Source organism: Pseudoalteromonas sp. APC 3691, from assembly GCF_030408135.1.
Lineage (GTDB): Bacteria > Pseudomonadota > Gammaproteobacteria > Enterobacterales > Alteromonadaceae > Pseudoalteromonas.
Map to the genome: position 1 here is coordinate 107660 of NZ_JASDCB010000002.1, position 22621 is coordinate 130280.

At 38.2% G+C, this 22621-nt stretch carries 20 protein-coding genes, 1 tRNA gene and 2 pseudogenes; 12 read left to right on the forward strand and 11 right to left on the reverse strand.

All coding sequences use genetic code 11. The features are described 5' to 3' along the window. Positions 1–66 precede the first annotated feature (66 nt). Complete coding sequence (locus tag QL998_RS01350) at positions 67–1263, forward strand: MFS transporter (RefSeq protein WP_024605836.1); 1197 nt, start codon at positions 67–69, stop codon at positions 1261–1263. Here QL998_RS01350 and QL998_RS01355 read toward each other — a convergent pair. The 3 genes and pseudogenes from QL998_RS01355 to QL998_RS01365 form a co-directional block, all read right to left on the reverse strand. Then, entirely contained in the window at positions 1252–1473 is a 222-nt protein-coding gene (locus tag QL998_RS01355) for a hypothetical protein (RefSeq protein ID WP_024605837.1), read from the reverse strand. The genes QL998_RS01350 and QL998_RS01355 overlap by 12 nt on opposite strands. Before the next feature lie 111 nt (positions 1474–1584). Continuing rightward, positions 1585–1984 (reverse strand): annotated as a pseudogene (locus QL998_RS01360) (GFA family protein). 305 nt (positions 1985–2289) lie between these two features. Further along, complete coding sequence (locus QL998_RS01365; protein ID WP_290192005.1) at positions 2290–3279, reverse strand: fatty acid desaturase; 990 nt, start codon at positions 3277–3279, stop codon at positions 2290–2292. A 391-nt stretch (positions 3280–3670) separates the two neighbouring features. On the opposite strand from QL998_RS01365, the gene QL998_RS01370 reads away from it, so the two are divergent. Next, a tRNA-Leu gene (locus tag QL998_RS01370) sits at positions 3671–3755 on the forward strand. A gap of 219 nt (positions 3756–3974) precedes the next feature. Here the strand turns inward: QL998_RS01370 and QL998_RS01375 are convergent. From QL998_RS01375 to QL998_RS01390, 4 genes are all read right to left on the reverse strand, one after another. After that, positions 3975–4448: a VOC family protein gene (locus QL998_RS01375; RefSeq protein WP_010553103.1), complete on the reverse strand. Its 474-nt coding sequence runs from the start codon at positions 4446–4448 to the stop codon at positions 3975–3977. A gap of 100 nt (positions 4449–4548) precedes the next feature. Further along, a complete protein-coding gene (locus tag QL998_RS01380; protein ID WP_182197816.1) occupies positions 4549–5019 on the reverse strand; it encodes a GFA family protein in 471 nt (156 codons plus the stop codon). 103 nt (positions 5020–5122) lie between these two features. Next, complete coding sequence (locus tag QL998_RS01385; RefSeq protein ID WP_182197817.1) at positions 5123–7195, reverse strand: catalase; 2073 nt, start codon at positions 7193–7195, stop codon at positions 5123–5125. A 243-nt stretch (positions 7196–7438) separates the two neighbouring features. Beyond that, positions 7439–8221 carry a mechanosensitive ion channel domain-containing protein gene (locus QL998_RS01390; protein ID WP_290192028.1) on the reverse strand — a complete coding sequence of 261 codons (783 nt, stop codon included), beginning with the start codon at positions 8219–8221 and terminating at the stop codon, positions 7439–7441. 352 nt (positions 8222–8573) lie between these two features. Here QL998_RS01390 and gss point away from each other — a divergent pair, with 352 nt between their 5' ends. The 6 genes from gss to QL998_RS20750 all read left to right on the forward strand — a co-directional run bounded on the left by gss (position 8574) and on the right by QL998_RS20750 (position 16269). Next, complete coding sequence (gene gss, locus QL998_RS01395) at positions 8574–10442, forward strand: bifunctional glutathionylspermidine amidase/synthase (protein WP_290192006.1); 1869 nt, start codon at positions 8574–8576, stop codon at positions 10440–10442. Between the two features lie 133 nt (positions 10443–10575). Continuing rightward, on the forward strand, positions 10576–10944 hold the full coding sequence (locus QL998_RS01400; protein WP_290192007.1) for a DUF2237 domain-containing protein: 369 nt from the start codon (positions 10576–10578) through the stop codon (positions 10942–10944). Positions 10945–11180: 236 nt separating this feature from the next. Beyond that, positions 11181–11705 carry a DNA starvation/stationary phase protection protein Dps gene (dps, locus tag QL998_RS01405; protein ID WP_290192008.1) on the forward strand — a complete coding sequence of 175 codons (525 nt, stop codon included), beginning with the start codon at positions 11181–11183 and terminating at the stop codon, positions 11703–11705. Positions 11706–12330: 625 nt separating this feature from the next. Beyond that, positions 12331–15270, forward strand: coding sequence for a TonB-dependent receptor (locus QL998_RS01410; protein ID WP_290192009.1), 2940 nt, complete (start codon positions 12331–12333; stop codon positions 15268–15270). A gap of 196 nt (positions 15271–15466) precedes the next feature. Continuing rightward, positions 15467–15859: a replication initiation protein gene (locus tag QL998_RS20745; protein ID WP_050582218.1), complete on the forward strand. Its 393-nt coding sequence runs from the start codon at positions 15467–15469 to the stop codon at positions 15857–15859. Then, the gene (locus QL998_RS20750) at positions 15808–16269 is read left to right on the forward strand and encodes a replication initiation protein (protein WP_356948105.1); all 462 of its coding nucleotides are present in this window, start codon (positions 15808–15810) and stop codon (positions 16267–16269) included. Before QL998_RS20745 ends, QL998_RS20750 begins: the two co-directional genes overlap by 52 nt. Here the strand turns inward: QL998_RS20750 and QL998_RS01415 are convergent, their stop codons facing one another. Continuing rightward, on the reverse strand, positions 16270–16554 hold the full coding sequence (locus tag QL998_RS01415) for a type II toxin-antitoxin system RelE/ParE family toxin (protein WP_024605721.1): 285 nt from the start codon (positions 16552–16554) through the stop codon (positions 16270–16272). Beyond that, positions 16544–16786: a type II toxin-antitoxin system RelB/DinJ family antitoxin gene (locus QL998_RS01420; RefSeq protein WP_024605722.1), complete on the reverse strand. Its 243-nt coding sequence runs from the start codon at positions 16784–16786 to the stop codon at positions 16544–16546. The genes QL998_RS01415 and QL998_RS01420 overlap by 11 nt, the downstream gene beginning before the upstream one ends. A 276-nt stretch (positions 16787–17062) precedes the next feature. Between QL998_RS01420 and QL998_RS01425 the strand changes: the two genes are divergently transcribed. Further along, positions 17063–17440, forward strand: coding sequence for a hypothetical protein (locus QL998_RS01425; RefSeq protein WP_290192010.1), 378 nt, complete (start codon positions 17063–17065; stop codon positions 17438–17440). A gap of 177 nt (positions 17441–17617) precedes the next feature. Then, on the forward strand, positions 17618–18055 hold the full coding sequence (locus QL998_RS01430; RefSeq protein WP_024604752.1) for a hypothetical protein: 438 nt from the start codon (positions 17618–17620) through the stop codon (positions 18053–18055). A gap of 40 nt (positions 18056–18095) precedes the next feature. Here QL998_RS01430 and QL998_RS01435 read toward each other — a convergent pair whose 3' ends face one another. Then, on the reverse strand, positions 18096–18647 hold the full coding sequence (locus QL998_RS01435) for a DUF4879 domain-containing protein (protein ID WP_290192011.1): 552 nt from the start codon (positions 18645–18647) through the stop codon (positions 18096–18098). Positions 18648–19238: 591 nt separating this feature from the next. On the opposite strand from QL998_RS01435, the gene QL998_RS01440 reads away from it, so the two are divergent. After that, a complete protein-coding gene (locus tag QL998_RS01440) occupies positions 19239–20957 on the forward strand; it encodes a SulP family inorganic anion transporter (protein WP_290192012.1) in 1719 nt (572 codons plus the stop codon). 269 nt (positions 20958–21226) lie between these two features. Here QL998_RS01440 and QL998_RS01445 read toward each other — a convergent pair whose 3' ends face one another. Beyond that, on the reverse strand, positions 21227–21754 hold the full coding sequence (locus QL998_RS01445; protein ID WP_290192013.1) for a hypothetical protein: 528 nt from the start codon (positions 21752–21754) through the stop codon (positions 21227–21229). A 621-nt stretch (positions 21755–22375) separates the two neighbouring features. Between QL998_RS01445 and QL998_RS01450 the strand changes: the two are divergent. Further along, a pseudogene (locus tag QL998_RS01450) lies at positions 22376–22612 on the forward strand (sodium-independent anion transporter); the annotation flags it as partial. Positions 22613–22621: the final 9 nt, after the last annotated feature.

Consider the following 22621-nt stretch of genomic DNA (forward strand, 5'->3'; position numbering starts at 1 on the left):
AATTATAGTTTTTGCTAAGCCTTTATACTAGCGCCCATTAAGTATTAGCTTTAATGGTCTTCCCTTTTGTTAAATAACACACCTAAATCACGCTTTGCTGGCATATTACTTGTGCTTGGCATATTACTTATTGCCGCAAATTTACGCGCCACATTTACAGGTATTGCACCTGTGCTTGAACAAATTATTAATCACTTTGGGCTTAGCGCATCGCAAGCTGGTTTTTTAACAACATTGCCACTCATTGCCTTTGCGGTTGTATCGCCAATGGCCGCAACTCTTGCTAAAAAGCAAGGGTTAGAGCGCACCTTGTTTGTGGCTTTGTTATTTATACTTGCAGGGGTTGCAGCGCGGGTAATAAATACCTCAGCTATGCTTTTTGTAGGCACCGCTATTATTGGTGTGGGCATTGCCATCGCAAACGTATTATTACCAAGTTTAATTAAGCGCGACTTCCCTGCAAAGGTTGCGTTAATGACCTCAGCCTACGTGCTTACTATGGGCGTGGTATCGGGTGGGTTTTCTACTTTAGTATTTCCGCTTAGTCAGTTAAACGGATTAGGATGGCAACTTGCGCTGGGCTCATCAGCTCTTATTACTTTGGCGAGTATTATTGTATGGATGTCACAATTAAGTAAGCACACAAAACCCGCGAGTATTGATCAACACACCGACACGTCAAAAAGTGTATGGCGTTATTTACTAGCATGGCAAATTACCCTACTGCTGGGCTTAAACTCGTTTTTAAATTATATAATTATTACGTGGTTACCAAGCATATTAACCGAAACTGGTCACTCAGCTACCCAAGCAGGTGCTTATCATGGTGCTTTTCAAATAGCGACTGCATTACCGGGTTTAATATTAATCCCCCTATTGGCAAAATTAAAAGATCAAAGCGCGCTTAGCTTTATTTTAGCCATGTTGAGTGCACTCAGTGCATTGGGGCTACTTTATATGCCTAGCTTTGCTTTTGTTTGGACCCTAATGCTGGGCTTTTGCTCTGGGGCATGTTTTATATTGGGGCTGTCGTTTATTAGTTTACGAACTGACGATTCGCAACAAGCAGCGTCGCTTTCAGGAATGTCGCAAAGCGTAGGTTATTTGCTCGCGGCTATTGGTCCTATGCTAGCTGGTGCATTACACACTACAACAGGCAGTTGGAGTGCGCCATTGTGGTTGTGCGCTATTGCCGGAGTACTGTGTGCATTATGTGGTTTGGGCAGTGGTAAAAACACCACTTTAGCTAAATCAGCTAACTAGCTGCTGTAACCACGAAAATAAACCAGACGAAGGTTTACTACTCGCGTGCTTTTGCTCATAGCGTTTATTCGTTGCTTCGCGCTGTTCACGGCGCTCTTGTGCTAAATTAGCTTTTGCAGCAAAACGCAAGCGCTGCTCTTGAGTAAGCTCATCATTAAAACTAATGGCTGTTTTTTTAACTGCTCGGCTGCTTTTAGGTGAACTACACATAATATTCTCCAAATGACTGACTTATAAGTAGACAGTCATTTGGTAAAATAAATTTCAAACCGCTTACTAAAAAAGTGATTTTTTATCAGTATTACTAATAGCCCCAACTAACTAGTTTTGTGGGGTTGTATCAAACGCAGGTACTTCGTGTAAGCCGCTCAACCAGCTCAATGTTGATTTAGCCTTGGCGTAAACTGTTCACGCTGATCAACCGCACCAATACGCAAGCCATATACACGGTCAGTTTTAGCTTCGTTAGTTGCATAAAGTGTTGTACCACATGTACCACAAAAACCTTGCGCACGCTTGTTACCGCTTTGCGCTGTCTTAACAAACTCTTTTGCCTCACCTTGGGTAAACACGACCGAATTTGGCTCTGCAATTTAACGGCTCTAAATGGGCCGCTCGACATACGTTGGCAATCGCTACAATGGCAAACAAGTGCATTGTTATTTTGAGACTTTGCTTGGTATTTAATTTCACCACAGTAACAGCTTCCAGTAATTTCCATTATTTAAATCCTTAATGCTTATGAAGATTGAATCGAGATATAAGACCGGCAGTATCGATTCATTATTTTTAAAATATAAAAAATTGCTCACCGGTTCATTTGTATGCTCGGCTAGATGTTTAATTCTTTAGAGTGATTTTTTCAAAGTTGAGCAAGTGCTACAAACATGATGCGATGTTTTAAATAAAACAGCAATACCACGTTAAGCTAATAGCGTAACGTGGTGCGTCTAAATTATTTTTTATATGTGTTTAGATAATAAAATAAGAATAGCAATGTAGAACCTCCCCTTATGTTGGGAGTAATTATTTAAATGCATTCGCATTTTTAATGCTCTCAAAATCGTTAAAGCGCACGTTGTGTTGCGCCATTACTTTAAGTATTTTTTCACTTAGCATTTGGCGCAAATAAAACGGCTGATTTGGCACAAAATGATGAATGGTATGCGTTTTACCAAAGTTAAAACAAAACAAGTGAAACGGCATAAATAAACGACTCGTTAGTACGTGTGTTTGTTCAAGCATATTATTAACGCCGCCATAGTAATGCATGCTTGAGGTAACAAAATTAAGCGAGCTTGAGCGAATAATATTAGGCACAATGAGCACAACCATTAAAAATTCAAACACGTTCATTATACTTAGTACCCAGCTAGGCGAATTTAGCGAAAGTGGTATAAATAAATTAACAATATGAAATAAAATAACGCTATATAAAATAGCGAAATACGCAGTCGCTATCGGAAACCCCGCATTAAAAACACTCGAAAAACTAAAGCCATTAATTTCTTTTCTAAAACGTTTAGTAGAAATAACTAACCCTAATAACCCATCTACAATAACTAGCGCACGTAAAAATGGATTTTTAATACCGTTTCCCACCAAGCGTTCTTCTAGGTCTTGTTGTGTGCCTGAGGTTTTGTGATGGTGTAAATGCATTTTACGTCGGTACCATGGGCTAATAGTATTTGGCCGCATTAACCATACTGTTAGCATCATAAAGTTATGCATGAAAGGCTGATTACTAAAGTATTGTTTATGTATAAGGTCGTGCTCTAACTCATGGGAAATAGATGCAGCAATAGCCGCTAGTACTATGCATACCCAAGCAGGTATGATGGCTAAATAATATAAAACACCAACACCAATTAGTGCGCTAAGCGATAGCAATAAAATAATTAACCCTAAGGTATTTTGATGTGCAAGTAATGGGTGCTTTTGACGAAGTGATGCTTCCTCTGCCTTAATTGCTTTAACAATCGATTGAATGTTCTGTTTGGCACTTAATTGAGTCATATATAATGTCTTAAAAACCTTGTTGTACAAATAATACCTGAATTAAGCGCAACATCGGAATAAAGCAGGAATAATTATTGTAATACGATTAACTATTACCAATAGTTCAATTGCTTATTTATTCAATCGCATAACAATTTAATAGCACTCATAACCCAAAATATTCGCTTTATATATCAGCCCAAAAAGACTTAAAAAATTTACCGATGGAGTCTCCTTGCTATAAACGATTAATTATCAACCAGTTGTTTATGCAAATAAAAGAAAAGGCTTGCCGCCCCCTCTTTTGTTTGTATAATGCGGATACAGAATAAGAGGTATATAAGTATCCTTTTTATTTTAAGTGGTTTTTCTTTATCTTTTTATGCTTAAAAGATTAAAGAAAAATTATGCCAGCGTGATGAAATTGGTAGACATGGGGGATTCAAAATCCCCTTCCGAAAGGAGTGCCGGTTCGAGTCCGGCCGCTGGTACCACTTTTTGAACCTCAGCTAATTATTGGCTGAGGTTTTTTTATATCTAAAATTTAACTAATAATTTAATACTAATTCGCTTTGCTAAGTGAACCACATTTAGGTAAAAAAACGGTTTCGATAACAAGGTAAAACCTAGTTAAGCTGAAGCAAAAGCTACAAGCCTTTCATTAAAGCCGTCAACGTGATTAGGAAGGTACATAAATCTAATTAGCATGCTAGTTATGCGTCTTGCTCTTGATTTGTTATATTCCCAATACGATTATTTAACTCTTCGTCACTAACATCTTCTTTGTGTGTACCAATGATCCATATATGACCAAATGGGTCTTGTAGCGTGCCGGTCCTATCACCATAAAACTGGTCATGTACGGGTCTTATTTCTGTTGCACCAAGCTCAATTGCTTTTTTAAATACGGTATCAACATCTTCAACATAAAGCATAAGGCTTAGCGCTGTACCACCGAGCTCTTTTGGGCTTTTTAAATGCTCTTCAGAACCATTATCTGAAAGCATAATATGCGAATCACCAATTATTATTTCTGCATGGGCTATTCCACCATCAGGTAAAGGCATTTGCATTACGTGTTCAGCACTAAATGCATCACAATAAAAATCTATCGCTTTTTGTGCGTCATTCATAATTAAATAAGGTGTAACTGAATGAAACCCTTTTGGTATTGCTGAGACTGCCATAATATTCTCCTTTACTTACGCGGTGATTTTTAATATTTAATAAACTAAATATGCGTTTAATTGCCCCTAAATTTAAGCTTAGCTCATACAAAAAATTGCGTTACTTTTCGAGGTTTAAACGCTTATGCCAAGCAGCAATACTTTCATCAGGGTATTCTTCAAATTGCTTGTCACCTTCATTAATCGGCGCATTTACCCAATTTGCTTTACTACCAAGCATTAAATGAGTGCGCTCTGGCGGTATGGGTAACTCACTATCTATTGCACCAGCAAAGGGGTGAACTTGCTCAGGCCAACGTGCATCGTATAACCACAAGCTAGCACTACAATGCTTACAAAAATGACGCTCTGCAGGGCTGATTTTATCGCCTATTTTTGCATGATAAATAGTTATGTGTTCACGCCCTGTAACCTCAAGCGTGCTGTATTGCGCGTTTAAATTAATAACAAACCCGCCGCTCCCTGCGGTTTTACGGCATATAGAGCAGTAACATAAATTGTAAGGATAAGGGTGTTTTGAGTTGACCGTAAATACCACTTTGCCACAGTGACAAGCGCCATTAAGCTTCATAATATATCCAATATTTATTGTTGGCTTGAACTAATACCTTAACTAGGTGAGCTAAAAAAAACCACAACAATTACATGCTGTGGTTTTTTAATTATTGAGCTTACTAACGCTCCCAATATCTTAAATTACGCAATGTATTTATAAATTTATCGGCTGAATGTGCCTCTAAATCTATCCAACCATCATCTACTTTTCCATCAAGGCCTGCCGCTTTAAATAAAGGCTTAGCCTCATTTGTAAAGCCTATAAATTTCATATGTGCATACGCATCACTTACAAAGTCTTTAGCTTCTGCTATGGCAGCTAGTTTTTCAGCTCCATCTTCGGTGGTGAGTACAAGTACCGCATCGTATAAAACCGATGGACCACCATTAATAACCTGATCAGCTTTAAAGTGCTTACCTTTACTGCATTTAGCACCGCCAACTTGCGGGGCAATAATTTCAAAGTTTGCACCTTCACTTTTAAGTGCATTGGTAACCGATTCAAAGATGTCTGCATTAAAGCCATCACTTACTAAAATACCTAATTTACGGCCTTTGAAGGTGTTGGGCGCATTTTTCAAAATACTTAACGCATCAGATACAGGTAAGTCTTTACGTGTTGGCATAGCAGCTTCTGCCGGATCTGGCATTTCTTGCAAGCCAAGACCTTCGGCAACTTTATTTGCGAGGGTTTCGTCAATATTTACCAAGTGCGATACCAAACGTTCTCGTATTGGCAAATGCTCAACTTTAGACAGCTCAAACACGTACGCAGATTGAATATGCGCCTGCTCTACCTCTGTTTGACTTAAATAAAATTGACGAGCTTGACTGTAATGATCGCTGAATGTTTCTGAGCGATAACGCAGTTTATCACCGCCACTTACTTCAGGTTCCTTTGAGCTTTTAAAGCCATGTACTGGGCATTCGCGCGGGTTGTTTTCGTCGCCGCTCCATGAGTTTGGCTCATAATTAACACGCCCTTTTGGATTGTGCATTGCCATGTGGCCATCTTGCTGAAAATGACGCATTGGGCATTTAGGCGCATTGACCGGAATATGCGTAAAGTTAGGACCACCTAAACGCTTGGTTTGAGTATCTAAGTATGAAAAGTTACGACCTTGCAGTAGCGGGTCAGGTGTAAAGTCGAGCCCCGGTACAATGTTTTGAGTACAAAATGCTACTTGCTCTGTTTCTGCAAAAAAGTTGTCTACAACACGGTCAAGCACCATACGACCAACAATTTGCACTGGTACTTGCTCTTCAGGTATAAGCTTAGTGGCATCAAAAACATCAAATTCAAATTCATCAGCAAATTGCTGATCAAACACCTGTACACCTAGCTCCCACTCAGGGAAGTCGCCATTACCAATAGATTCCCACATATCTCTGCGATGAAAATCAGGGTCTGCGCCATTTAGCTTAAGTGCTTCGTTCCATACTACAGATTGCATGCCGCCTTTTGGTTTCCAATGAAATTTAACAAATTTCTCTTCACCTTTGGCATTAATAAATTTAAAGGTATGAACGCCAAAACCTTCCATAAAGCGTAAAGAGCGTGGAATAGCTCTATCAGACATTGCCCACATAACCATGTGCATTGACTCAGGCGATAAGCTCACAAAATCCCAAAAGTTATCATGTGCTGTTTGCGCTTGTGGAAAACCACGATCAGGCTCGGCTTTAGCTGAATGAACTAAGTCTGGAAACTTCATCGCATCTTGAATAAAGAATACCGGTATATTGTTACCCACTAAATCCCAGTTTCCTTCTTGGGTATAAAATTTTACCGCAAAACCACGTACATCACGTGCTAAATCTGGAGACCCTTTATTACCTGCAACTGTAGAGAAACGAGTAAATACTGGGGTTTTTTCACCTTTTCGCTGAAAAATATCTGCACAGGTTAAATCTTCAAGCGTGTCGTAAGTTTCAAAATATCCGTGTGCACCATAGCCTCTAGCGTGCACTACACGCTCAGGAATGCGTTCATGATCAAAGTGAAAGATCTTCTCGCGCATTATGTGATCTTCTAATAATCCTGGGCCACGCTTTCCTGCACGTAATGAGTTTTGATCGTCACTTACAGGGCAGCCCTGCGCGGTAGTCATAGTAGGGTGTTCATCCGACGCTTTTTGATGCAATTCACCGCCATGCCCTTTATTACCTGAGTATTTAAATGATTCAGCCATGTTTAGTCCTTCATACAGTTTGATTTAATGGGTCAATAGTTTTTATGAGCTTTAAAGCTAAAAGCGACTATGCAAATGCAAAATAAAGACCAGCCATCCAACCTAGTAAAAAAGGGCTGTACAGATAACAATGTAGTATTTGAGGTGATTTATAAAAGAAAAGGTTACACAGGTATGTAACTTTTTCACACAAAAAAAGAGCACTTTAAAAGTGCCCTTAGGTTTAAATCGTTTTAAATTTAGTTAATCTTTGCTTTCGTTAACTAAAATAACTTTACGATGTGGGAAAGGTATTTCGATGTTGTTTTCATCCAGTGCTTTTTTAATTAACTCTGGCACAGTGTAAAGAATATCGAAGTAATGCTCGCCCTTACAAAAAGGTCTTACTAAAAAGTCTACCGAGCTGTTGTTAAGAGTTTCTACTTCAACAAAAGGAGCGGGATCTTTTAGTATGTGTGGGTGCGCTGCAAGTCCGCCATCTATAACTTTACGTACAGCCGTTGTATCTTCACCGTAAGCAACACCAAAATGCATATCCACACCACGAATTGGATGATGTGAATGGTTTATAATTTGCGCGCCCCAAATTTGACTATTTGGAATAATAACCTGTTGGTTATCGAACGTTTGTAAAATAGTAGTAAACATATCTACTTCTGTTACTTTACCAAAACGCCCTGCTGCCTCAATAAAGTCATTCACTTTATAAGGCCTGAAAACAAGCAACATAACGCCCGCTGCAAGGTTCGACATTGCACCTTGTAACGCCAAGCCTATAGCAAGTCCCGCAGCACCTAGCAAAGCAATAATAGAGGCTGTTTGTACACCAAAGCGATTTAACACAGCAATAATAACGAACGCTAATATGATGTATCGAGCCATGCTGCCTAAAAAGCGAAAAAGCGTGTCATCAAGATGAGTGTATTTATGGCATAAGCCAATAATTAAATTGCGTACTTTGCCCGCTAACCATAAGCCCGCAAGCAAAATTGCAATCGCTAGTAATATGTTGGTTGCCCACGTAATTGCAGCGGGTAAATATTAATTAATATCAATGTTGTTTATTATGTCTTCCATTGTTTTTCCTGTTTTAAAAACTTTTAATTAGTTTTAACTAGTTTCAACTACACCAAACGCAACAGTTTAACAAAAAATTAACCAAAGTACGAATATAGGTTCAGTTTTACATGTATAAGCGCTTTGAAGGAGGGATTTTTTAACTACTGCTTTTAAAACTATGGATTGATAAAATATAATTTTAAGCCCTATTTAGCGCCAATATTTAATTAAAAATTAAACCCAGTTATATCTTGCTATAACGCAGTTTCGCTCATATAGTCAGCAAATTATCACACCTTTATTTTGAACATCTTTGTTTATGAAATCTTCTGCTCCTGCTAGTGATTTTGGTACCTTATTAGGTTATGCACCTGGTAATGTTGCTGTTTACTCATCTGATTATGATACGGCTGACGAAAGTATTTATCCTAATCGTAGCGCCTATCGTAGTTACCTTGATGGCATTTACATGGGCTATAAATGGCAATGCGTTGAGTTTGCACGTCGATGGATGTATCTCAACCATAGCTATATTTTTGATGATATTGCTATGGCTTACGATATTTTTGAGCTGCGTTCTGTGCGCGATGTAAATAGCCAAAACAGATTGCCACTAAACGCGTTTAAAAATGGTGCTAAATATCATCCTCAAGTAGGTAGTTTACTTATTTGGGAGGAAGGCGGCGAGTTTGAAGAAACAGGCCATGTTGCTGTCGTTGTTGAAGTGCACGAAGATAAAATACGCCTTGCTGAGCAAAATGTAGGACATCAAATATGGCCAAAAGATCAAAGCTGGTGTCGTGAGCTAAAAGCAAAAGTAACTAAAGATGGCGACTATTGGATTGAGTGCTCTTACAGCGACGCCACTATTTTAGGTTGGATGACACAAACTGATGAAACAGAATATGCTGAGCCAACGTTTGAGCTAAACACTGACTTATTTACTATAGAAGCCCATAAAGCAGCAGATACAGGCCAAGCAAACAAGTCATGGTTAAATATTGCGAATGACGATGAAGCTGCCTACGTAGAAATGATGCAAGGCCATAAACTTACATCCGTAGATGAAGATCAACATAATTACTTTGCGATATCTCAAACGGCGCAGCAAAGCATTGAGCATGCAACAAATGAGCTGCATGGCTTATTTATGCATGCAACCGACTATGTACTGCAGCACCCTGAGTTATTAAAAAAGTTTAATTTACCCGATGTTGTGATTAATAAAATTCGCCAATCGTGGGATAACCGCTTAAACCAATTAATTACCAGTCGGTTTGACTTTGCTTTAACAGCAGCAGGTTTAAAAGTTTACGAATACAATTGCGATTCGGCATCGTGTTACATGGAAAGCGGCAAAGTTCAGGGTAAATGGGCAAAACACTTTGGTGTTAAAACAGGTGTAGATGCAGGCCAAAATTTATTTAAAGATCTCGTAAAAGCATGGCGTAAAAGTGAAGTAAAAGGTCTTGTTCATATTCTGCAAGATGATGAACCAGAAGAGCATTACCACGCATTATTTATGAAAGAAGCCATTGAAGCCGCGGGCTTTGAGTGTAAGTTAGTAATTGGCTTAAGCACACTTCGCTGGAATGAATCAGGCAACATAGTAGATGAAGACGGCGCACAACTGAGTTACGTGTGGAAAACGTGGTCGTGGGAAACCGCACTTGATCAAATTCGTGAAGAATGCGAAGCCGACCAATCATTAGGTGATAACTTTGAACCACAATTCAAAGCTGGTGAAACGCCACGCTTAGTCGATGTATTACTGCGTAAAAACGTGATGGTGTTTGAACCGCTGTGGACATTAATTCCAAGTAACAAAGCTATTTTGCCAATACTGTGGAGCTTATTCCCTAATCATAAATATTTACTTAATACCGCGTTTGAGCTTAACGACGAGTTATTACAAACCGGTTATGTAGTTAAACCAATAGTAGGACGCTGTGGCGCTAATATTCAACTTGTTGATGAACAGCAGCAAGTTATTGAAAAAACAATGGGGCACTTTGCCGAGCAAGACCAAATATACCAACAACTATTTGCACTGCCTAAAGTAGATGACTACTTTGTACAAATATGTAGTTTTACAGCCGCCGGAAAATACTCTGGCGGTGTCGTACGTGTTGATAAAAGCATGATCATAAACGGCCATAGCGATTGTATGGCACTGCGTATTAAATAAATAATACTAAGCCCGCAATTTTGCTGCGGGCTTAAGTTTGTGTAGACCTTCCTTCTTTTAAGTTTTATAGCTATCTCAAGCGAGTTACTCCTGATAGAGTAAATTTATTAAACACCACAAACTAAGGTATTTCATGGCGAATCAATTTAATGTACTTGGCACACGTTTAAAACTATGTTGCGGTAATGGTGGCTACACACGTGAAGGATTTTGTTATGTACCAGAATCAGATCTTGGCAATCACAGTGTGTGTGCAATTATGACTGACGAGTTTTTAAAATTTTCAAAATCACAAGGTAACGACTTAATAAGCCCAAGCCCTCTTTACGATTTTGAAGGTTTAAAAGCCGGTGATAAATGGTGCTTGTGTGCAGTAAGATGGCTTCATGCTATTTCAGCAAACGTTGCGCCACCAGTGGTACTTGAAGCCACAAATAAAAAATCATTAGAAATAGTGCCGCTCGATGTTTTAAAAGCGCACGAATATATAGCCAAAGTTTAAATACACTTAAGCGTTATTAAATTAAAGTCTGCAGATTTTACAAATGTATGCAGGCTTTTCAAAAACCCAATCACCCCTCCTGCCTCTAAAATCTTAAATTAAAACATAACCCCATGTTTTTAAATCACTTTTAAAAACAATCAACTTACGGCATAACAGTTGCTTCATTAAGTTTAAGTCATGCTCATAACGCAACATATTATATGAGCAACACATTACTTAATGTAGGAGAAATTATGAGTAACAATAACGAATCAAACAAAACAACTAAATTTACCGCGCCAGGTATGAGTGACGAATCAGCTCAAAAAACAATAGCTACGCTAGATAACCGCATGGTTGCATTGATAGATTTACAGCTTACTTTAAAGCATATTCACTGGAACGTAGTGGGACCTAACTTTATTGGCGTACATGAAATGATAGACCCGCAAGTAGACATTGTACGCGAAATGACAGATACAATTGCAGAGCGAATTGCGACACTTGGTGCAGTACCTGTTGGCACACCAAAATCAATTGTAGATCGCCGTACTTGGGACGAATACTCTGTAGGCAAAGGCCTAGTCACAGAGCATTTGGCTGCGCTTGATAAAGTATATAACGGCGTTAATGCCGATCACCGCAAAGCAATCGAGACTCTTTCTGAGCTAGATCCGGTCTCTGAAGATATGATCACCAGCCAACTAGCCGATTTAGAGCAATTTCAGTGGTTTATTAGAGCCCATTTAGAATCATCTACAGGCGAGCTAAAAAGCTAATATATTTAATCTAAGAAAGCCCAGCATTAATATGCTGGGCTTTTTTTTGCGTAAAAATCCATTTATTTATAATCATATATAGATATGAATCAGTAAGCTCTAATACAAAATTCATATAAAAACAATAGAAAATTGGTATTACCAAAACAAATAACCAAAATAAAAATGAATGACTTTACACACTCACTATTTCGAAAAGTTATAAGCCATACCCAACCTTTAATGAATACCTCATTATTTTAACATCACTTAAAAAGCAAACTAAACACGTATAAAATTACATCACAAAAGCTCAAAATAGCATCTAAATCTGCGTTAAATAGTACAAATAATATAAAAAAACGCCTTTGGTAAACATACTTTAATAAAATTCATTCAAAATACAAAAAATAAAAACACACTATAAGCCATTAAATTTATTAAATATAAGCAAAATAAAAGAGGTTTTTGTAATACACATTGTGAAATTTTGGTAAACAAATGTTGTAAATAAAGTTGAATTGGATTAATTTCAACCATACCACCTGTATGACACACTACAGGAAAGAAACAGTTAAATTGGTTAACCAAACCAAGTAACAACACACACACAATGACGCAAGTCGTACCCAAACGGGAGAGATACATGAAACTCAATCAAATTACTTCAACATTAATTAATAAGCATAAAAGAAGTAGCTCTACAACAATCAGTGCCGCAGCCCTTTTATTAATGGCTTCTTCTACTATTGCAGCGCAAGAGGCTCCCGCAGCTTCAGAAACGGCAGCTGCAGACATTGAAGTTATTGAAGTAAAAGGCATGCTAGGCAGTATGAAAGCCGCCGCTATGCTTAAGCGTACTGACGGACGTATTGTAGATGCAATTGTTGCTGAAGACATTGGTAAGTTACCAGATAATAATATTGCAGAAGCGTTGCAACGTATTACTGGCGTATCTATTAATACCGATTTTGGTGTGGGTGACAGTGTTTCGATTCGTGGCTTACCTCAAAACCGTGTTGAATTAAATGGTCGCTCTACTATTGGTGACTCTCGTGACGGCATTAGCTTGCAAGATTACCCATCAAGCTTCTTAAAAACAGTAGAAGTAGTTAAGTCTCCTACTGCCGATATGATTGAGGGTGCATTAGGCGGAACAGTTAGTTTAAAGACAGTTCGCCCATTAGAGTTAGATAAACTAACTGGCGCAGTTTCATTAGATGGCGAATACGCTGATAAAACAGAAAATGTAGCTCCTATTTTTAGTGGTTCAATTGGTAACAATTGGGATTTTGATGAAATGGGTACCTTTGGTGCCATTGCTATGTTTTCATTCCAAGATCGCGAAATTCGCCAAGATGAAACATCTAGCCGTGTTAAACCTCAAGATATCGAAATTAATGGCCAAGAAGGTAATACACCTAGTGGCAACGCTATCGTAAGAGACGAGCACAGTGTTGAACAATACGTAGAGCAGCGTAAACGAACTGCTGTAAATTTATCTCTTCAATGGGCACCACAATCTGGTAATGGCATGGTGTATCTTGATTTAAGCGGCACAAAGCGCTCAGGTGAACAAGCTGGTAACTCTATTTTAGGTGTCGCAGGTTCACTATCAACAGATGCAAATACAACTCAAGATGCTAACGGCGTAAATAATTACACGTTAACAAACGAGTTTGGTATTCCTAAAACATACAGTGACTTTCGTGAAACTGACTCGTTTTCAAATGCACTTGGTGCAGAGTGGAACCTTACTGACAGTATCAAAATCTCTGGTGAAATTGCGGTAGCATCATCAGAAAGCGTAAGACCTGATTCTGAATTTACACTTCGCCCAATCGAAAAATCAACATTTGAAGCAAGTGGTGGAACTCAGCTAACAAATCATTTATATGATGGTGCATTTTCTCAAGACGGTAATAAATTACCAAGCATCATTCATTCAGATCCTAATGCATTTACTGACCCACAAAACTTAGCACTTCGTACGTTTAAAAGTGAAGATAGAAGAACAGACAATGACGAAACAGCTATTCGTTTTGATGTTGAAATGTTTGAGCCACTCAGCAGCTTAAGCTGGGTATCTAAAGTAAAAGCGGGTGTACGTGTTACTAACCGCGATTACGAATATGAGCAATACAAAGTAGAAATTAAAGACATTTATAAAAATGCATTTAACGACTCAGACGGTTCGTTAGCCACTTTATGGGTTGATGACTACAACGCTGCTTTTTCAAATAGCTTTACAACAGTTAGCCACGACAACTCATTTGACCAATTAGGTCATTCGGGACAAAACGACCTACTAACCTTTTTAAGCTACAACGGTTTATCTAACCCGGCCAATACTTACGCTCAGCTTCAGCAGTTACTTGCAGGTACTAACCTAGCGTCAACAGGTAGTCTTTCAGATAACCAAGAGTTCCAAGAAAGCGCATACCGCAACGTAGTTGAAGATACTGCTGCCGTGTATATATCAGCCTACTTAGACTTTGATAACATCACTGCAATTGTGGGTGGTCGTTATGTAGCTACAGATTTAGAATCAAGCGTATTTCTTAATGGCGAAAAAGTAACTGGCGACAATGACTACAGCGACTTTTTACCAAGCTTAAACGTAACGTATAACTACTCAGACGAAACATTATTCCGCTTTGCTGCTGCAAAAGTTATGCGCCGCGCTGACTTTAGCGAACTAAGCCCTGCATTTGACGTTAATAACGACATTACAGGTGCAACGCAAGGCTCTATTGATTTAGAACCATATCGTGCAACGCAATACGACTTATCTGTAGAGCATTACTTTGACCAAGGTAACGTAATTTCTTTCGCAGTATTTTATAAAGATGTTGAATCTTTCTTAAGTAACGAAAGTAGCTGTGTAGCTGCATCAAGCACTTCAACAGGTCAAAATGTAACTCAATGGAACCAAGTATGTCAGCTTGACGTTGCAGGTGTTTCACAAGACAACCTAGTTTACTCGGATGCAACTGACTTCCCAGTAGATGCTGATGGCTTTAACCATGTAGCAGGCTTACGTGACGCAGGACTAACGGGTATCGATACTGTTAAAAATGTAAACGGTGAAAACGGCTCAGTACAAGGCTTTGAAGTTGGTTATCAACAGTTCTTTACAGACCTACCTGGTGCATTTTCTGGCTTAGGCATTAACGCAAACTACACATACGCAGACAGCGAGCAACCAAACGGTAACCCGTTATTAGATATTTCTAAAAATACGTATAACTTACAAGTATTTTGGGAATACGAAGGTTTCTCTACTCGTCTAGCTTATAACTACCGTGACAGTTTCTTAGATACTGAAAACGAGAAACGTGTAGAAAATATTAACTCAGACGGCAGTATTTCAGCAGAAGGTACTGTTTACGGTAATAACTACCGTGACGACAGAGGCCAGTTAGATTTCTCTGCAAGCTGGGATATTAACGAAAACGTGACCTTAGTAGGTAATGCGACCAACTTAACGGGTGAGCCTTCAATCTACCTATCTGAACTAGGTGGTGCTTGGAAGTACACTGAAGCGGATCGCCGTTACAGCTTTGGTATTCGTGCTAAATTTTAATTTTCCCTAGAAACTAAAGCCTGCTTTTATGCAGGCTTTTTTACGCCTATAAAAAAGTGGCTTTATATTATACAAACCTTATTAAAAACATGATTATTCTACCGAGTCTTGTGGATAAAAATATAAAGGTGGTATTAACTAAAAGTAAACCATCCCTTAACTTGTAGGAGGTCGCAAAAAATAAAGAAAATCCCTTATGGAATTAGTAAACACATCTAGTAAAACGAAAGTTCGGCATAAGACCGATATCAACAAAACACTATCTAAGATGCCCTTGTCATCTAGGCGCGTTTTATTTATGGCCATAGCTCAACTGGACTCTAAAAAAATAGTAAAGCAAGGCCAAGTATTCCGAATTTATGCTAGTGAATACGCGAAAATAGCCAAGCTAGAAATGAACACAGCCTATGAGCAACTAAAATCCGCGACTCTGGACTTACAAAAACAAATAATAGGGATTCCGAAAGATCAGCTTTTACCACCCATACCACGATCTGGAGATAAGCCTTGGAGGAAACCTAGCGGCAAAGGTATCGTATACTTAACGTCACTGAATACTGCGACTATGAGGACGGTGGCGGTTACGTAGACATTAACTTTAGCCGTCAAATGAATCCGTATATTTGCATGATAGAGGGCAAATATACCACCCAAGTTTTAATATCGAGCACACGGCTAAAAGACACAAACGCAAGTAACTTATATCAACTCCTACGCCAGAAAATAAGCGAAAAGAAAGACCGCTATTTTGAAATAGGTGTCGATGAGCTAAAAGACGAACTAGGACTATACACAACAAAAAACAAGGAAAAATTTTACTCATACCCTCTATTTAAAGACTTGAATAAACTTGTCATAAAGCGAAGTATAGAGACGATTAAAGACACTACCGAAATAAAGAATACAAGCGTTGAAATCATCGAGAGGAAGCAACGTAAAGCAACTAAGCTAAGGTTCTCTTATCGAGTAGATGACCAAATGAAATTTGAGGGATTTTAGCTAAACTCGTTTCTCTGCATCGTTGTAAGCTTCTGACTTGTTTCTTTTCCCTATAGCCAAAACAAGAATCAAAACCTTTTCATCCTGTACTTGATATATCAAGCGATACCCTGCTTTACGCAGCTTAATTTTGTAGCAATCTGGCAGCTCTCTTAGTCGGTTAGCTTCAATCCGAGGGTGCTTTAAGACTTCTGACAACTTATTTTTGAATTGATCACGTACGGTTGCACCTAATTTATGCCACTCCTTGAGCGCTCGAGGGTCAAATTCTAACTCATAGGTCATTTAGCGAAACCTTTACCCCTGTTTTTGGTTCAGCTAAACGGGCTTTTGCAACAGCAATTAGCGCCTCGTCGTCACTAGTTAATAGCACAGATTTGAATGGTAAAGCCTCTCTTTGTGCAACATATTCTAATGTTTGTCTTAATAGTTCAGAGGGAGTTATACCTAACTTTTCTAATGCTGCATAAGAACGCGCTTTCAAATCATCATCAACACGAATATTAATAGTACCCATAGCACACCTGTAATTACAATTGTATATACATTAATTGTATTCAACTGAGATAAAAGTGCAAGAGCTATTATTTTTATTCTAATGCTTAAAAGGAGTTGAAGGGGTAACCCCTTTGCACGCGACTGTAGAAAATTACGTAGTAATTTGTCGACAGTCGACGGCGTGCCTATTATCTCATTTTGTCATACACAGTTTTCATCTAAAATAACCTGTTGCTCCTTTAAAAATAGGCGTATACGCTTTGTTTACCCCCGTATACACCAGAGGTATTTTAGAATGGCTATTCTAAGCATCCGAATTGACGATAAATTAAAAGCGTCTTTAAATAGTGAGGCGCAAAAGAAAGGTATTTCTTTATCTGAATATGTGAAGAAATCACTGGAAAGTAAGAGCGTTGATACCCATATACTAGCAACAGAGAGAAATTTAAAAAGCTCTGTTGATAGTATTGAAAGTTTAGCGCACGTCGCTCAGGAAACTGTACACGAAGTTGAACTAAATATTCAGCGGCTAAATGAATCGCTTAAGAATGCCAATCACCTAAAAGAACTCAAAAAATTGAAATGGATATTAATTTTTATATCCCTTATTTTTGTATCAATCTCAATCCCAATATTTCATTTTAACATTGCCTACTTGAAAGCTTTATTTTAAATATCAGAGAAAAGTTAGCCCCCCTTCCTTGCCGCCACGATTCAAAGAGCGGCAATATTATTCCCACTCAATGGTAAAAACCAGACTAAAGCCAGCATTACTACCCCTTTTTATTGGCTCGTTTTTTGCTCTATTATCTATAACCCCATAAAAAGCATATTCACTGGAGGAATTAACATGCTAATTAACAGTAACAGCCAAGCAAGCCATATTTATCAAACGCAAAGTAATGCACCTCATACTACAACTAGCTCGAATACTCCGGTCAAAAATGAAAATACGGCAGACAAAATTACAATTAGTGAAGCAGGGCTTAATGCTGAGAGTAAATTGCAAGAAATAGCCAAACACTATGACCCTAAAAATATGTCTTATAATGAATTATCTAAGATGTCTTCCACTTTGGAATTAAATGGGTTAGTAACACCTGAAGAAGGCTTGGCTCTTAGAGCACCGCCTAAAATGAACTTTGACCCTAATGAAAAATATGACACCGTAGCATTAGCAAAAAAATCAGTGGAGTTTGATCAGTCACTTGGAATGGCAGGAAGAGACTCGCAACTAAGAGTAAGAGCGCTTAATATTTTAGAAACAATACAAAGTTTATCTAGCTAAAGAGGAAGAAAAAGATACCCCTTCCCATTTAGCTAAACTTTTAATTTATATAAATTGAATCACTCCAATAACCAAACGGGGATGCTGTTGAGTTCGTACCAACATTAAATTGCCCTGATTCTTGGCCACTAAAATCATAGCCATATAACCAACTTGTTATGGTTTCACCAGAGGCACAAACATGCAAATCACTGCCGCATCGATATTGAGTATATCCTGCGGCTTTAGAAATACCATTCATTGTAGCGTTGGTTGGATTTCCGTAACCATATTGCCATAGATATACATTTAACGTAGCCCCGCCATGATCTCCGGTAGAAGTTTGAGTTTCTTGAATGATTTCTTGACCATAATTTGTTGAATATACAATCCCAATTTCAAAATAAGTAACACCACTTGCGGCGGCTCGTGCTACTGATGATGCCTTTCTTATATTATTACTTTCTGGTGCATTCAAAGCTAATGATGAAGAATTACCTATTTTCACTACACGCTTAACTACACCGGCTTCAACGTCAGCGGCTGAAGCGAAACCTGAGAAGGTAGACGTAGATAAAAGAATGGTTGAAAGAAGTGTTGTTTTTAAAGTCATTTAATTTCCCTTTTAATATCAATTGAAAGGCATTTATAGTTTACGCCTTTAGTATTGCCAAAAAATGAAAATGCAATAATAAACAATTAATTTTTATATTTGTTAACTGATAGCAGAAAATCGAACACAAGACCTTCATCCAACAACTGAGTTTCACCGGTGAAACTTTATTTTAGTCGCTAAAGTTTATTGTTTCCTATTAGGGTGTATCACAGTTACGGTGCAAGCCCCTATCCTGCAATACTCCCCTACCTTAACTCATTAAACTTATAATCAATTGGGTTACAGCAATTAGGGAAGTTAAATTAATAGAAAACTTTCCTTCTACTTTTACCTTTAAAGACTTTATGTATAACTTAAAAGACTTAGGATGTTAGTTAAGCAATTGTAAATTATAAATAATAAATTTGAAAGGTGGTCGCCTACCGAGTTAAAGGTGGTCGTCTACCGAGTTAAATAACCTTCCATCGCTATAGTAAATAACTAATTCAATACAGTGGGTATTACGTAAAAAACACTCCCACCTAGCTATACTTATTTGAATATTAAATTTACTATCAAAACGTTGTAACTATTAGCAAGGATACTGAAGTGCTGTCGCGTTTATATAATTTTATGCCGGGTTTAGATACATTGCTGCACTACGAGCGACAATGGTTTGCTGATGATGTAAGAGCAGCGCTATCGGTAGCTGCCGTAGCTTTACCTGTTGCCATTGCTTACGCACAACTAACCGGTGTTAACGCCGCCGTAGGGTTATACTCTTGCATACTGCCAATGATGCTATATGCTCTTTTTGGCACTTCCAAACAACTAATAGTTGGCCCTGATGCCGCCACCTGCGCCGTTATTGCAGCCGTAGTAACCCCTCTTGCTGCAGGTGACAGCTTTAAACATTGGCAACTTGTTGTCACCATGACCGCTATGACCGGCTTTTGGTGTTTTATAGCTAGTAAATTTAAGCTAGGCGTATTAGCCGACTTTTTATCTAAACCTATTTTAATGGGCTTATTAAACGGCGTAGCCATCACTATTATTGTTGGTCAATTTTCTAAAGTATTCGGTTTTACCTTTGACGAGCGCTACCTACTTGAACGCCTAGGTGGTGTACCCACATACCTAGCGCAAACACATGTTCCCACCTTGTTAATGGCCTTGTTCACATTGGCGGTTTATTTTGCCATGAAACGCATAAAACCCACGTGGCCGGCATCAATGTTTGCCATTGCATTTGGTGCGATTTTGGTATGGATTTTTGATTTAAAACAACTTGATATAAAAACTATTGGCACCGTAACTGGCGGACTTCCCGTTTTTAATACTCCTGTTTTTGATTTAGGAATTATTCGTGAGCTAGTGGTACCCGCACTTAACTTAGCCATCGTGAGCTTTGTAAGTATGATGCTAACTGCCCGCAGCTTTGCTGCTAAAAATGGCTACGACATAGACGCCGATAAGGAATTTAGAGCGCTAGGTATTGCCAATATAGCGTCAGCTCTTTCGCAAGGTTTTGCAGTTAGTGGCGCCGACTCACGCACCGCAGTTAACGATGCAACGGGTGGTAAAACGCAGTTAGTATCAATAATTGCAGCAGCTATTATTGCGGTCATAGCCGTTTTTTTAACAGCCCCGCTTGAGTTTATTCCAAGCGCAGCGCTGGGTGTTGTACTTATTATTGCTTCTGTTCATTTACTCGATTTAAAAGCTGTTTGGCAATTAAAACGAAAAGATAAACAGGCATTTTATCTCGCCTCAGCCACCTTACTTGCGGTGTTATTTATTGGCGTTATACCAGGGATCACACTTGCTGTATTACTGGGGTTATTTCAATTTATTCGCACTGTTATGCGCCCAACCGACAATATACTCGGCGTAGATGTTAACGGTGTAGTAAGAAGCTTAGACGCCACAGATAAAGCAAAGGCAGTGCAAGGCGTGTTTATTTATCGCTTTAATTCACCTTTAACTTACTTTAATGCCAGCTACTTTAAACGCAGATTACTTGAGCAATACGCAAGGCAAAAAGGCGACACCCAATGTGTAATAATTGACGCTGTGCCCTGCTTTACTCACTTAGATTTAAGCGTAATGGCCATGCTTGCCGACCTCGACGTTATATTTAAAAAGCGCGATATAAGGCTTGAACTTGCAGGTAGAAAACGCCAACTACTTTCGTGGTTTGATATTGCAGGAATGAAGTCAGGAAAAGAAGGTATATATATTCACTCCGATCTATATGTTGCGCTACAAAAAAATAGAGTAAGCCAGCCTACCGACGAAGTTGCCTTATTTGAAGCTCATACCAATTAGGAAGAATTAGCCGTGTTGTAAATTATAAACGGCAATAAAAATAAAAAAGAGTCACTGTATTTTATTATTCGTTAAACAGCTAAGCCCCCTGATTGCCCTGTAAGTTATTTTCAATTCACTACATAAGCTATTTAATGGGCTAAAATAACTAAATTCTTAACAGGCTTCTGATAATGAAGTCACGTCAATAGAGCAGCTAAGTTATAATACGGTTTAACCAACAACGCTACTATACAACCTTGTTGGTTAAATTATTATATCAATTAGCATTATAAAGTCGTCGATATTGATACAGCCTGTGGCTGCATAAGATCTTTTGCTTTTTCCATTTCCTCGTGGGAATCAGTATGTACAACAATCGCCCACAGACCCGAGCGAGTTGCTTCTCTTATATTATTGATCAAATCATCGTGATCTGGCCTTAACGAAAAAGCTCCAGCAATTAGTAGACCAACAAAAGTACAAAGAATACTTATCGAAACATATGTTTCTAGGATGTGTTGTTGTAAAAATTCAAACTCTAATAAAAAGAGTATACTGGCAATGAACACACCAACAACAAGACCAACTACGGCAAATACTAAGTGTGATTTCAACATAGTTTTAGCAATTTTTTTATCTTCAGGCTCGACCTTTTCATCGTAATGTTGATCGTGAGGTGGAATTAGCCTTATGCTTTGTTTTACAAAGTTCTCGTCATTATTTAAAATATCAAAGGTTGCTTTAGCTTTATGTTCGCTGTTAAAAATACCGCCCACTTTAGTGGCTTTATCTCTACTGCTTATATTCGCTTTCATGGCTATTATCTCCGCATTAAATAAATAGTGGTTTAGTAAAACTACTAACACTAATTAATAAAAATTATTGATAATTGAAAATACGACTAATAAATTCACTTTATCATCATAAAAGCAGTTGCAAGACTAACACCAACTTGATTGACGAGTAATAACTCGACTCCCAAAGTAAATAAGCTTACGTGTAAATTAGAGGTGGAGGGGTTATCCTTTGTTTTTTAATACTTTTAGTACCTATTTAAATTCATCGATTATTCTAACCTTATTATTTTTGTTGCGAACTCTGCACTACAATAATTAATGTCCATATAAATCACCGTGTAGAATATACAAAAAATATTTCAAACCTCGAAGCAACTAAAAAGTAATAATTCAGTATCGCCTTGTTGATAAGCCTAGCTATCAACAAGGTGTTAAATTAATAGCATACCCTCGGAGTCAAGTTTTAGGATATATGGCTTTAAGTTAGCCTAAATAATTTGTATGTGAATACTTATAACTTCATGAAGGCCCGTTTTTTATTTCTTTGGATCTATGCTTAAATTACTGTGGATGAACCATGTGTTCAACCTCATGCCAGTTAATTTAGCAATCACTTTAATCACATAAAAGAAAATACCAATCATTGCCAACATAGACGTTATATTTAAAAAGCGCGATATTAGGTTTGAACTTGCAGGTAGAAAACGCCAACTACTTTCGTGGTTTGATATTGCAGGAATGAAGTCGGGAAAAGAAGGTATATATATCCACTCCGATCTATATGTTGCGCTACAAAAAAATAGAGTAAGCCAGCCTACCGACGAAGTTAATTTATTCGTGGCAGATGAAAATAAAGAGGCACTCACACAGCCATAAAATACTAAA